General features: G+C 40.5%; 9 protein-coding genes. 2 read left to right on the top strand and 7 right to left on the bottom strand.

Annotation, left to right across the window (positions count from 1 at the left end):
- Positions 1-26: 26 nt before the first annotated feature.
- From GSQ19_RS09130 to GSQ19_RS09115, 4 genes are all read right to left on the bottom strand, one after another.
- On the bottom strand, positions 27-1,700 hold the full coding sequence (locus tag GSQ19_RS09130; RefSeq protein ID WP_011317637.1) for a glycosyltransferase family 39 protein: 1,674 nt from the start codon (positions 1,698-1,700) through the stop codon (positions 27-29).
- A 199-nt stretch (positions 1,701-1,899) separates the two neighbouring features.
- A complete protein-coding gene (locus GSQ19_RS09125; RefSeq protein WP_011317636.1) occupies positions 1,900-3,144 on the bottom strand; it encodes a glycosyltransferase in 1,245 nt (414 codons plus the stop codon).
- 818 nt (positions 3,145-3,962) lie between these two features.
- Positions 3,963-5,657 carry a glycosyltransferase family 39 protein gene (locus GSQ19_RS09120; RefSeq protein WP_011317635.1) on the bottom strand — a complete coding sequence of 565 codons (1,695 nt, stop codon included), beginning with the start codon at positions 5,655-5,657 and terminating at the stop codon, positions 3,963-3,965.
- 536 nt (positions 5,658-6,193) lie between these two features.
- Positions 6,194-7,780, bottom strand: a complete 1,587-nt coding sequence (locus GSQ19_RS09115; protein ID WP_011317634.1) for an LA_3751/LA_3752 family putative glycosyltransferase — start codon at positions 7,778-7,780, stop codon at positions 6,194-6,196.
- 255 nt (positions 7,781-8,035) lie between these two features.
- Between GSQ19_RS09115 and cofH the strand changes: the two genes are divergently transcribed.
- Complete coding sequence (cofH, locus tag GSQ19_RS09110; protein ID WP_011317633.1) at positions 8,036-9,211, top strand: 7,8-didemethyl-8-hydroxy-5-deazariboflavin synthase subunit CofH; 1,176 nt, start codon at positions 8,036-8,038, stop codon at positions 9,209-9,211.
- Between the two features lie 56 nt (positions 9,212-9,267).
- Here the strand turns inward: cofH and GSQ19_RS09105 are convergent, their stop codons facing one another.
- From GSQ19_RS09105 to GSQ19_RS09095, 3 genes are all read right to left on the bottom strand, one after another.
- Positions 9,268-10,173: an amino acid ABC transporter substrate-binding protein gene (locus tag GSQ19_RS09105; protein WP_041455994.1), complete on the bottom strand. Its 906-nt coding sequence runs from the start codon at positions 10,171-10,173 to the stop codon at positions 9,268-9,270.
- A 75-nt stretch (positions 10,174-10,248) separates the two neighbouring features.
- Entirely contained in the window at positions 10,249-10,866 is a 618-nt protein-coding gene (locus tag GSQ19_RS09100) for an NUDIX hydrolase (RefSeq protein ID WP_011317631.1), read from the bottom strand.
- 108 nt (positions 10,867-10,974) lie between these two features.
- Positions 10,975-12,177 carry a phosphoglycerate kinase gene (locus GSQ19_RS09095; protein ID WP_011317630.1) on the bottom strand — a complete coding sequence of 401 codons (1,203 nt, stop codon included), beginning with the start codon at positions 12,175-12,177 and terminating at the stop codon, positions 10,975-10,977.
- Between the two features lie 89 nt (positions 12,178-12,266).
- On the opposite strand from GSQ19_RS09095, the gene GSQ19_RS09090 reads away from it, so the two are divergent.
- Entirely contained in the window at positions 12,267-12,674 is a 408-nt protein-coding gene (locus GSQ19_RS09090; RefSeq protein ID WP_011317629.1) for a universal stress protein, read from the top strand.
- Positions 12,675-12,744 lie beyond the last annotated feature (70 nt).

Here is a 12,744-nt window from a genome sequence, read left to right as displayed (position 1 = left end):
TTTTATTCCCCGCTCCTTACCCTTGACTAACGACAGTGATAGATTTTGTATTCATAGCCGTCTACGGCGGTTAACGGTTTGGTGTCAGCTAAACATTGCTTGACTTCTGCTGCTGTTGGTGCGTGGAAATTGACGAGCCATAGATCAAAAGGTCGTGGCAGTTGTTTGAGTGTATTTTCTAGGGAAACAGTGGAAGTGCTGGGGTCTGTTTCTTGATGAGCCAGGAGAAACTGAGTAGAAGTTTGTGAAGTAGATAATTTTAACTCCCTGGCTATCCCCATCATTTCGCCAGTTTGGACTAAGGTTTTATGGGTTGTAGCAATGAGAACTGGAACCTGAGAATTTTGTTGAATGACTTGAACTAACAAATCAGGGCGGTAGTATTTTTGATAACCCAAATTACAAATAACTGTGACAGCACTGACGAATCCCATCAGCCAGATGATCATCACAGCTTTTTTGCTAGTTCGCCAACAGACGGCTAGGCTAGCACCCACGAGGATAATGACGGCGGGAAAATAGACAAAGTTGTAACGAGCGCCCCGTGTGATATCAACACCAAAAATATAAGTCAATATAAAGAATAAAGCGATCGCTCCTAAAACTACCCCAATAAATACTTGCATCGCCAAGCTGGTTTGGGGTTGTTGTAGTTGGAATTTAAACCCACGAACTAAAATCGGTGTGGCCCAAATAGCAAAAATTAGCATTACCAAGCCGGAAGCAATCACTACTGCTAACTGTGATGACTCGATTGGGAGCAACATAATCATTGTCACCCATGCAGCGAAAGCTTGAAAAATTGGGTTGATTAGGTGTAAGCCGATGCCATCAACTTGAATCCATGCAGTTAAACTACTGCGATAGCGATTTTCTAAAATACTGGGTAGCCAAACTAAACCAGCTACAGCCGTACCAGCAGCTACAGCATAGATGCGCCACCAAAGGGGTGAGAAAAATACTAAAGTTTTGGTTTGTGTAGATTGTTGCCAGGCTAAAAATATTAATACCAAGGCTTCTGCACAAAGAGTCAGGGTGAAGAAGTAATGGGTGGCAATCCCCAAAGCATTAATTCCCACCCACAAGATGATTAACCAGAAGGGTAATAATGTGCGGTTTTGAATGTGGCGTGTGGCAATTACTAAGCAGGAAAGGGATGCAATCACCCAGATCATAGCTAAGGTGTAATGGCGTGCTTCTTGTCCTAAATACACTCCGTATGGTGACACTGCCATCATTCCAGCCGCTAACTGTCCTACCAATGAAGAACGGAAGGCTAACCTACCTAAGATATATGTAAGGGGAATGGAGACTGCCCCTAGTAAAGCGGGAAATGAACGCGCCGCCAATAGGGAGACTAATTGTCCTTGATTGGGAAACAACTTCATCCACAGATGCACTAGGGCAAAATATAGTGGTGGATGGTTGTCTTCCGTAATTAAGTTGTGAATTACGTCCCCAATTCCAGAGGCTGGGTTTGGTTGTAGGGGTTGTAAGAGAATATCAGGTGCGATCGCCTGATCTAGGGGTACTGGTAAAAAACTATTCCCCAAGCTAAACACTAAAGTAGCAAATTCATCAGTCCAAGGAGGCTTGGCGGTCAAGTTGGTAAAACGTAAGCCCAGACCGATGATAAACCAGGTTAGTAAAAGTAAAGGATGAAACCAGCGAGTCGAAACTTGAGAGTGCCAATTATACAAACCAATCTATTCCTTGCGAAAAGCCAAGTGGCAGAACAAGTCGTACCAATTCAAAATACCCTTCGGGTTCTCCGCAGGAGTACAAAATTCAAAGTCAAGACAGGACAAGCATTTGGGGCTGTATATCTGTCGTATTCTTTTTTTAAATTGGTGTCAATTTGTATATATTAGACCGCACACGCCAATTTAAGTTCGCTGACTATTTTACGTCAGTGACTCGCCAGCTAAGTTTGAGGTTAACCCAGAAATTCCAAATAGTAGCAACGGCGATCGCCACTAGGTTAGCAACGTAGCGGTTAGGAATTAGGAAATTAAACACTAAATTCAACACCAATACATTCAGCACCAATCCCGCCAAACAAATAACGTTAAATTTAGCAAATCGCTTCAGGCGTTGATGCCATTCCTGCTGTTTCATGGTCACATCAGCAAACGTCCAAGCATCATTCCACAGAAAATTATTGAAGATAGCAATTTCACCAGCAATAATTTTGCTGCGAGTCAAGGGCAAAGCCAAGGTTGAGGGGTCACTGAGTAAATAAAGCAGTACCATATCTACAAACACTCCACTCAGTCCCACCAAGGCAAAGCGCAGAAATCGATCTATGGGGAAATTCATTTTTTTCTGGACTCGACCTACACGCCCAGTAGATAAACGCAATCGGACTAAATGGTGAATATAGTCTATATATTGCTTCCATGTGACTTTACTTTCACCCTGCTGGCGTTCGCAGAACACATAACCAACCTCAGCAATATTTTTAACATTACCCCGCCCAATGACCTCTAACAGAATTTTATATCCCACTGGGTTGAGTGTTGCCCTGGCTACGCTGCTGCGACGCACCATAAAATAGCCACTCATAGGGTCAGAAACTCTTCCCAATACTCCCGGTAACAGCATCAACCCCAAAACTTGAGCGCCACGAGATAAGAAACGTCTGACTACACTCCAACTACTGACACCGCCACCATCTACGTGACGGCTAGCTAATGCCAAATCTGCTCCCTGGGTAATTTTCGTCAACAGTTGTGTTAATACTTCTGGTGGATGCTGTAAATCTCCGTCAATTACCCCTAAAACACTTCCTCTCGCCACCTGCCAACCACGAACAACTGCGGAAGATAGCCCTCGTTCCTGTTGTCGTCGCATCACCCGCAGTTGGGGATACTCTTCAGTCAAAGAATGGGCAACTTCCCAAGTCATATCTGGACTATCATCATCCACAACAATTAATTCGTAATCTCCTGGGATAAATTCATCTAGAGTTTGACTCAAGATTTTGACAACATTTTCAATATTGTCCCGTTCTTTATAGGTAGGGATTATTAAAGAAAAAAATATATCTCTATGACCAGTACCGACACTATTAGGTGGCACATCAGAAACTTGTAAAAGGCCAGTTGGAACAGTTAATAATTCGTTGGCGATGTTGATTTTCATAAATTTAAATGAGGTGTGAAAAATAGAACTGATATGTACGGTCAGTGTTAATGGTTAGTTGTCATTAATCAATTGCTTTTGGATGAGCCTATTCTCCTTGATGGGGCAGGCTGGCACCAAAGCCAACAAAAAGTAGAACGGATTACTATAGGTAATAGGAATAAGTAAATTTACTTAATTCAAGTATTGGGTTGTGGTGAATAGAGTTAAACAACCATAGTTTTACCATGACTACTTCAGTATGCGGTAATTCAGTGAATATGACTAATAAAATTCTGGAAGGTTTACAAGCTTTTTAGACTTGAGAGCTAATTTTGAAGTCTTGATTAAATTGAAATTATTAATACTACTGAATGTACTGATGAGATACGATCTAAAACTTCAAGATAATGTAAATTCAAGTTTGATTAAGATATAAAGTTCATACCGTTTTTTTGTAAAACTGCGCCAAATTTTAGCCTTTTTAACGCATAGTAACACTGTAGACGCTTCGGCTACTCTACGAGTTCTTCGCAGGAGTACCCGCAGGGTGGTTAACGCCAAGGTACGCAGAGATTTCCTTATGATAATTTTCTAGTTATCAAATAATTAAGCGCATCTTCATCGATAATTGGTATTCAATAAAGCCCTGAGAATAAAAGGCTTTCAAATCTATTAAAAGTCAACAAACATAAATGGTTAAATAAGAAAAATTTCCCGATGGCTTTGATGTATTTTGATGAGAATATGACAATAATTCCATCAATGCCATTGAGAAATATGTTAACCACACAATTTAAATTTCTGATTCAGTCTTTGATGATTATATTCTGTAAATTTCAACTATTGGTAGAACGATTGTAAACTTTTAGGGTAAAACTATCTAAGTCCATTGTACCCGTGAGATTTTGAGTTTTTGTTAGTTGAAACTGCTTTGATAAAATTTCCTGCATCTTCTGATGTTCGGTTTCTATCTGTGCTGATGTTTTTAATTTCGACCATACAGGATTTGCACTTTCCAACCAAAGAATCCGGGGATATTGTTGGGTTTCATTTTTTAAAACTTTTTCTAGTGAAGTTGCTAAATCCGCAGGATGTTCGGCTAACAGCATCACTGGGGTTTTTGAAGGAGCGTAATATGCTAAACGTAAAACATGACCCCAAGCTTTAGAATTCATGGCTATGAGGATTGGTTGTTCTTTCTGTTGGGAGATGATTTCGGCGACTGAATGAAAAATTGAGCGTTGTCGTAAACTAAAATCGCTGATACCAATGGTGAGATATAACAGCAATAAACTAGAAATTACTAGTGTGCGCCATTGTGAAGACAAGGCTTTCTCTAACCACAAAGTTAATAATAATAAACACCCAGGAAGAATAATAATCATGGTTCTTCCGCCGCCAAAATTTAAAGTAGTCTTTTTGGTGACAATATCTAATCCTAAAGCTATTAAAAGGGGCAAAATTCCTAATATTAAAGCTACAGTCAAATCTTTTCGCTCACCTTGTCGCCAGAGTTTCAGACTAGAGGCGATGATGAAAGCGATCGCTAAACAACCAACTATAACTATACTAATTGTGGGCAAGCTCGTTACCCAGTCCCCCAATACTAAGTTACTCGCTAAGGTCTGAGTTGTGTCTTGCAAGTGGGTTAATATTGCTGAACCAGTATTTTTAAGACTACCAAATCTTTGCAAATCTGCACTGCGGATTTGTTTGATACCCCCCCACAGCATCCAAGGAATGGTTAGCATCACTCCTGCGCCTAAACGCAAACCATGTTGCCACCAATGTTGCCTATCCAGATAAACTACTAAAACGGCTAAAGCTATCACCCAATATAAATAAAAATAAAAGGTCAACAAACCAGCAGCTATGGAACCAATAAATAGGATGTTCCACCACAACTGATGATGAAGGCTGTGGTTAGCCTTTGACTTAGGAGATTCTTTAATCAGATGAAAAAGTGCAGCAGCACTGAGTGTTGTCCACAAAACTAAAGGCGCATACATCCGCACATTCAGAGAGTGGAATAAATAAAAGGGGTTGATTCCCAGGAACGCCGCCAGCAGTAAGCCACCACGATGTCCGATGAAAACTTTACCTAAACTGTAAGCACTAGCGATCGCCCCAATACTGAATAATGTATTTAAACTCCGCATGCTTGCTTCGCTATTACCGAAAAGGCGCAACCACAAATGCTGACTCAAATAAAATAATGGTGGATGCGGTTCTCCTCCCAGTAAACTCAACAGTAATTCTTTGACGGTGGAGATAACTGCACCAAAACCCGATTCAAGAGGTAAGGTGAGTAACGGCAAATATTCAGCCAAGGCTACTGGTATATCTTTGGGAGTCTGGTATGCACTTTTCTGGCCTGTAGCCAGGAGTAGAGATAGCACTTCGTCATACCAAAATTCTCGGCTACCTAAGTTCACTATACGTAATAGCACGGCAATGGCGATCGCTGCTAATGCTAAAGTTTCTAGAGAAACTAGTTTATTAAGTTTAGTAACTGGGAACCCAGGATTCATCAATATATTTGCTTATATGGTGTTGTCCTGATGATACCAAGAATATTTACAGACCACTGTAATATTTGTGTTAAATATGTTTTTGATATTAGTTTAAATATAAATACTGTTAAGCATAGTTAGATTTTTAACCTTAAGCTAACTAAGTAGTCTCATTGAGTAGACCTTTTGCATCTTTTGGAAGATACACATAGGTATTGATGATTAAGTGAAAATAATAGTAAAGCTTTTCTTACTTAAAAAGCTTACGTAAAGATTTCCAGATAAAAATATCAAAGATATAGTGGCGCGGCAAGTCTAAAATAGTGCAGTAACAGAAATTCTATCCGCGTACCCTGCGGGAAGACTTCGTCAATATCTACGTGCATCTGCGTTTAATTTCGTCCTAGTCTATTGCATCATTTTAGTCATGTCAGTCCAGTAGTTTGTATCAGAGTGATAGAACCTAACTATACTCAGAAACTATTCATATTGATCTACCCTACTTAACTTTAGTTAGTCTGATTACCTTATTAGGGCTAGGTACAAATTAATTTTCAATTATCTTTTACCTGAACAATCTCAGCTTCTTGGATGATATACTTTTTGTTCTTTTTCACTTCTTTCAGTTGAACGCGTAAAAGTTTGTCTGTCGCAGAAATATTTATTTGACTAGGTATAGTCGGTGAAGAGAAACATGGATCATAAGAAGCACATACGTAAACAAAATTATCATATCCTTGTTCGTTTAAAGCTAAACCTAGCTTACTGGTGTCGTCTAAATTCTTTGTAAGAAAAAATAGTTTATTTTTAAAAGCAGCTTCAAAACTTTGGCTAATATATTGATGAGCAACGGCTACAATTTTGTGATCATCCTGGCGCAAAAAATTGCGGATATCTATAGCTTCTGTGTTTCCAGTAAAATAGCTGTAATTTATCCCCATAAATGTATTTGCGTAAACACCAATCATAAATAGTGCTGTGAAGATGCCAGTACTAATATATTTGATACCAAACTGTCTAATTGATAAAGTAGATTCTAAAAGAAATGCTGCTAGTAGACTCAGTAGCGGAATCAGAATCAACAAAAATCTAGGTCCCCATTGTTTACCACCATCACTAGGTAGAAGTATAGGTACTAAAAAAATGAAGGGGATGGATATCAAAACAATTTTTTTCATTGCGGCTGTCAGTTTTATAGATTTATAGAACACTGACAACCCAGTAAAAATAATTGTGAAATATACAATAGGAAAGTATTCTCGGAAATTTTTCCACAGACGACCGAAAATCCTATGAGCTTTTGATAACCGTTCTTGAAGAGAAAATTCTTCTACGACTTGGAGTGCATGAGCGCCTAAGGGGTGATTATAAATTAATTTATTAATAATAAAAAAGCAGGAAACCGTTGCTAACAAGCTAATAATAAATAAGATTTTATGCTGATTGATAATACTGATTTTTCCTAGCTTAATTTTATAGGAAGAAAGAGCTAAGGGAATTAAAATTGCCACTAGGGCAAGAAACTCCGGTCTAAACCAGACTGATAAACCAATCAATATTCCACTAACTAGGGCATCTTTTTGAGTAAACCCTTCTTCACCCTTACTTAAAATAATTACTAGTCCAGCAAAAGCTAAACTCACTGCAAGTGTATGTTCCCAATACATAGCACTATACATGGTGAGTGGAGAAGCAAATATTAGTGTGGTAATACCTATAGAAGTTGTGAGTACACTAATTTTGAAAAATTGGCAAATGCGATAAAAATTAAACCAGATTATCCATGTAGATAATAGGGGTACTATATAAAAACCTCTATAACCGAATAGGGCATGGAAAGGCGCTGTGATTAAGGGAAAAGTAAAGGGGAAAGTAATGTAGTAACGATTAGATATTTTATAACTAAAGGGTGGTTCAAAAGGATAAAGCCCATTATCCCAGAGATTACGTACCCATGAGGGTACTGATAAATCTAGATCAAAGTTTAACTTCCCAGAACTAAACTGCTTTGCTAGTAGGGCTTTTAATCCAGCGTCGCCGCTAAAATAAATATCCTCAGGCACTCGTGATAGTAAGTATAATGAAAAAATTATACCCAATGAAATTATCAGTAAAGGTAGATTAATTTTTGGTAATTTCATATTGAAAATTACAGAAGAATTACTACTAAAATTAAACAAGAGAAAGTTAAAACTTTAGGATGAATGGTGAGTATTTACCAGATGGGTAATATACTAATGGGTAGTTATAAGTAATATGATTTACAATACCATGCAGCAAATTACCTTGTTAAGCCAAAGTGTGAAAGTTATATAATTTTTTGGTGTGATTAACGACAAAGTAAGTATTTGTAGCCTCGTAAGTACAAAATTTTGTAGAGATATTTTTAAGTTACTGTGAATTATAAAACTGTTGATGTAATTCTTGAGCGTGCCTTGTTAGGGGATGATATATCACCACAAGAAGGAATAGTCTTACTAACGCAAACGGACTCAGGTGCGATCGCCTCTATTCGCCATACAGCTGACAAACTCCGCCAACAGCAAGCTGGGGATACTGTTACTTACGTAATTAATCGGAATATTAACTTTACTAACATTTGTGAGCAGCACTGTAGTTTTTGTGCGTTTCGGCGAAATGATGGAGATGCTGATGCTTATTGGTTAGATTGGGCAGGTATTTTGGAAAAATCCCACGACGCGGTGCAGAGAGGGGCAACAGAAATCTGTATGCAGGGAGGATTGCACCCACAAGCCCAGATTGATGGTAAATCTTTGCCTTACTACCTGAAATTGCTAGAAACAATTAAGCAAGAATATCCCCAAATTCATCTACACGCTTTTTCACCCCAAGAGGTACAGTTTATCGCCAGAATGGATGGTCTGGAATATGCTGGTGTCATCTCTGCTTTACAAAATGCTGGCGTTAATTCTTTGCCGGGAACAGCAGCTGAAGTTTTAGATGATCAAGTGCGGCGCGTACTCTGTCCTGAGAAGATTAATACTGCAACTTGGTTAGAGATTATTAGTACAGCCCACAAATTAGGCTTACATACGACCAGTACTATATTATCAGGGCATATTGAAACCCCAGAACAACAAATTGGGCATTTAGAAAAATTGCGATCGCTCCAACAAATAGCCACCAATCAAAAATACCCAGCCCGAATTACCGAGTTTATTGTCTTACCTTTCGTGGGTCAAGAAGCACCTAAATCTTTACGCCGTCGTGTCGGGCGCGATCAACCAGTTTTAGCCGATGCTTTATTACTGGGTGCAGTCGCAAGAATTTACTTAGGTAATTGGATAGCCAACCATCAACCAAGTTGGGTCAAATTAGGGCTAGCTGGGGCGACAGAAGCCTTAAATTGGGGTTGTAATGATATAGGCGGTACATTGATGGAAGAACACATCACCACAATGGCTGGTGCTGTAGGTGGTACGTGTATGGAAGTCGAAACCTTGCAAAATGCGATCGCCTCCATAGGTAGACCTTACCAACAACGAGATACGCTTTATCAACCAGTAGAGTCAGCCAAACAGTTGGCTAATACGGTCATAGGTAATGGGTAATTGGTAATTGGTGAAAATTTCTTCTCAATTACCAACCACCTATTACCAACTAAAAGTTAAAGTTCTTGTTGAGGAATTTCTTCCCGAAATTCGATAAACAACTGCATCGTTTCTTTCATTAAATCGCGCAAATCCCGATTTAGCAAAACGACACCCTTAGCCCCAAACCAGCGATCAAAAGTTGTGACATATCGAGTATCACCATTGACAAATCCCTGCATAAACTTCACCAGAGAATAATTGACTGCATCCAAAAATTTAGAATTATTCTCAGGAACCATGCAGGCAATGCCCTCTCGTGAATAAGGGCGATCAGGGACGATCGCAAAATCATCGGGATTTTTTGCCTTTTGCAACCAGCTTTCTAACAAAATGCTATCAGATGAGAAAGCATCTATTTTGCCCTCTTGCAAAGCTGTATAACCTTCTGAACGACTTTTCAAATAAACTAGTTTAGCTTGGGGTTGTACCCGCTTGATTGCCTGCTCATTGGTAGTTTGTGCTAATACACCAATGCGTTTACCAATTAGCGATTCAGGGGAACCAAGATTGCTACCAGACTTTACTAATAATTGAGTACCAGTAGCCCCATAGCTGACAGAAAAATCTACCTTTTTATCTCGTTCCCAGGTAAAACTACTAGCATCACAAACAATATCAACTTGCTGATTAACTATTTTGGGAATCCTTTGTGCAGGAGTTAATGCCACTAATTTTAGTTGTATTTTTTTCCCTAATTCTTTTTCTAACTGTTGCTTGATTACAGACAGCATATCGACAGAGTAACCAGTCAACTGTCCCTGAGCATTAGTATAGGCAAAGGGCATTGCATCTCTACTAGTGCCAGCAGTTAATACCCCTGTACGAGCAACTTTCTGCATGACAGTTTCCCCGAATGCTGCATCTGGTATGACTGTCGTCAAGGTCAAACTGAAAAGAGCGATCGCTAAATTTTTATACATAGTCATTAGTCATTAGTCCACAGTCAATAGTCAAGAGTTATCTACTCTCCTGCTTTTTCTCCTATCCCTATTCCCTTAATCAAAATCTGTAGGTAGATCGGGCTGGCGATAGTGTTGGAAAATGCGTTGAATTTGGGTTGGTGTGATGCGTCCTAAAGAGAGATCGGGCAAAGCATCTTCAGCAAAGAAACCAACTTCTTCAGTTTCAATACTGGATGTGGGAGAACCACCTACAAGTTCGCACAGAAAAAACAGCTTATAGATATAAAAGGGAAACGGCGGGTGTCCTTGTTTATCTCGGTCGTAAACTGCTAGTACTTTAGTGGCGCGTGTTTGATAGCCAGATTCTTCAAAGACTTCTTTAACAACGACCTCACTAGGTGACTCACCAACATCAGCCCATCCCCCTGGTAAAGTCCAAAGACCATCGGCGCGTTCCTTGACCAACAAGATAGAGTTATCCCGAAAGACTGCACCCCGTACATCAACCTTAGGGGTAGCGTAACCTAGTTCACGGGCAAATAAATCTAAAACATAACTATCTTCGACATTTGAGTAAGTCGCCATAATTTCTGAGGCGATCGCCCGCAACTGTTTATAGCGTTCGATATCAAATGGATTTTCTGAATAGGTAAGTCCATTTTGGGAAATAGCTTGTAGCTTTTGCGTCCACTCTAACCATTTTGGCTGCATATATTCCTTACATGAGTTTAGGGGTTGGGGTCAGAGATGAAGGGTTAGAAGTTGGGGTGATTCGCTCCATTCCCTAGCCCTATTCCCTATTCCCCACTCCCTAATTACCTACGCTTCATCTAAAGCAGCGATACCGGGCAGTACTTTGCCTTCGAGTAACTCTAAGCTAGCGCCGCCACCGGTGGAGATGTGGCTCATTTGATCAGCCAAACCAACCTTTTCAACAGCCGCTACCGAGTCACCACCGCCGATGATGGTAGTTGTGCCAGTTTTGCCAATCTCTGCTAGTGTATGAGCGATCGCTTCTGTACCAGCAGCAAACTTATCAAACTCAAACACACCCATAGGCCCGTTCCAAATTACGGTTTTGGTATCTGCAAGGGCTTCTTGGAAGACTTTGACAGAATCAGGGCCGATATCCAAACCCATCCAACCATCGGGGATGTTGTCAATGCTGACGGTTTGAGAATTGGCATCAGGCGCAAAGTTATCTGCCAATACCACATCTGTAGGTAACAACAAGCTAACGCCACGTTCCTTCGCCTTAGCTTCCAAAGACTTCGCCAGTTCTAGCTTGTCTTCTTCCACCAGCGACTTACCCACATTCAAACCACGAGCTTTGTAGAAGGTGAAAATCATCCCACCACCAATGATCAGCTTGTCGCACTTCTCTAGTAGGGTTTCAATCACACCGATTTTGCTGGAAACCTTAGAACCACCGATAATGGCTGCTAAAGGACGTTGGGGATTTTCGATCGCACTTTGGAGATACTGCAATTCCTTCTCAACCAAATATCCAGCCACAGATGGACTGAGGAATTTAGTCACACCTTCAGTAGAAGCATGAGCGCGGTGTGCAGTACCAAAAGCATCGTTTACGTAGAAATCAGCATTAGCAGCTAATTTTTTAGCAAATTCAGGATCGTTTTTCTCTTCTTCTTTATAAAAACGGACGTTTTCTAATAAAAGAACCTGGCCATTTTGCAGCGCCGCCACCTTAGCCGCAACTTCATCACCAATTGAGTCATCAGTTTTGACAACTTCTTGTCCCAACAACTCAGATAGCCGCTTGGCTACTGGGGTAAGACGCAATTTCTCATCTACACCCTTGGGACGACCGAAATGGCTTGCTAGAATGACCTTAGCGCCCTTTTGCGTCAAATCTTGGATGGTTGGCAGAGCCGCACGAATGCGAGTATCGTCTGTGATGTTGCCTTGATCGTCTAAAGGCACGTTAAAGTCAACACGCACTAAAGCGCGTTTACCAGAAATATCAGCAGCAGATAAACTAGCCACAGTTTTTTTAGACACAGCCAAACCCTCCTGATTGCCTTTTTGTTATTGTTTTGAAAGTAGAACCATCAAGATTTTACCGGAGTCGGGGGTGCGGAGGTGCAGAGATGTTCAAGACAGTTTTATTTCCCATCGATCAAAGCCGAGAAGCAAGGGAAGCTGCTGATGTTGTCACCAACGTTGTGCAGAAATATGGCAGTCGCTTAATACTGCTGTCTGTGGTAGAAGAATCTTCCCCAGACGAGTCTAGTGCTGATCCAATGGTGTCTCCCGAAGCCGTTGCCAAACTGCTCAGGGATGCCCAGGCTTTATTTTCGCAGCAAGGTATTTCCTCAGAAATTGTGGAAAAACAAGGCAAACCAGCCTTTACCATCTGCGATGTTGCCGATGAGATTAGTGCTGATTTAATTATCATGGGTTGCCGGGGACTAGGTTTAACCGAGGAAGGCGCTACTGATAGCGTCACAACTCGCGTGATTAACCTTTCCCCTTGTCCGGTGCTAATTGTCCCTTAAATCTTTATTTGGGTGCGTTACATCCGTTGACGCACCATCTAAATTGATGAAGAGTAAAGATATCCTGACC

The organism is Trichormus variabilis 0441, from assembly GCF_009856605.1.
GTDB lineage: Bacteria > Cyanobacteriota > Cyanobacteriia > Cyanobacteriales > Nostocaceae > Trichormus > Trichormus variabilis.
Note: the sequence above shows the minus strand (reverse complement) of the source record. Positions and strands in the feature narration are given on the sequence as shown.

Bases quoted from the DNA above. Each gene is read 5' to 3' on its own strand.
- GSQ19_RS09125 (WP_011317636.1), bottom strand. From the start codon at position 3,144: ATGAAAATCAACATCGCCAACGAATTATTAACTGTTCCAACTGGCCTT.
- GSQ19_RS09120 (WP_011317635.1), bottom strand. From the start codon at position 5,657: ATGAATCCTGGGTTCCCAGTTACTAAACTTAATAAACTAGTTTCTCTA.
- GSQ19_RS09115 (WP_011317634.1), bottom strand. From the start codon at position 7,780: ATGAAATTACCAAAAATTAATCTACCTTTACTGATAATTTCATTGGGT.
- GSQ19_RS09105 (WP_041455994.1), bottom strand. From the start codon at position 10,173: ATGTATAAAAATTTAGCGATCGCTCTTTTCAGTTTGACCTTGACGACA.
- GSQ19_RS09100 (WP_011317631.1), bottom strand. From the start codon at position 10,866: ATGCAGCCAAAATGGTTAGAGTGGACGCAAAAGCTACAAGCTATTTCC.
- GSQ19_RS09090 (WP_011317629.1), top strand. From the start codon at position 12,267: ATGTTCAAGACAGTTTTATTTCCCATCGATCAAAGCCGAGAAGCAAGG.